This window comes from Achromobacter sp. SIMBA_011, from assembly GCF_046535435.1.
In the GTDB taxonomy this organism is placed as follows: Bacteria; Pseudomonadota; Gammaproteobacteria; order Burkholderiales; family Burkholderiaceae_B; genus Achromobacter; species Achromobacter dolens.
Genome location: NZ_JAWRWN010000985.1, coordinates 1 through 248, shown reverse-complemented (window position 1 = coordinate 248; position 248 = coordinate 1). Strand labels below are relative to the sequence as shown.

Here is a 248-nt window from a genome sequence, read left to right as displayed (position 1 = left end):
ACCGCTACTGGCCCATCACCGATCAGAACGGACAGGTGGATGAAGTCTACGGCCCCGGCGTCGTCGGCGAGCAGCCGCATCTGAACCCCGGCGACAGCTACGAATATTCGTCAGGATGTCCGCTGGATACGCCGTCCGGCCTGATGTTTGGCCATTATGAAATGGAAACGGACAAAGGCGAGGTGTTCAATGTCACCATACCCGCCTTCTCACTGGATTCACCCGGCCTGATGCGGGTCTTGAACTGA

General features: G+C 58.1%; 1 protein-coding gene. It reads left to right on the top strand.

The features are described 5' to 3' along the window. The coding region (gene apaG / locus SB816_RS33955) for a Co2+/Mg2+ efflux protein ApaG (protein WP_410548494.1) at nucleotides 1–248 on the top strand (248 nt) is incomplete at its 5' end.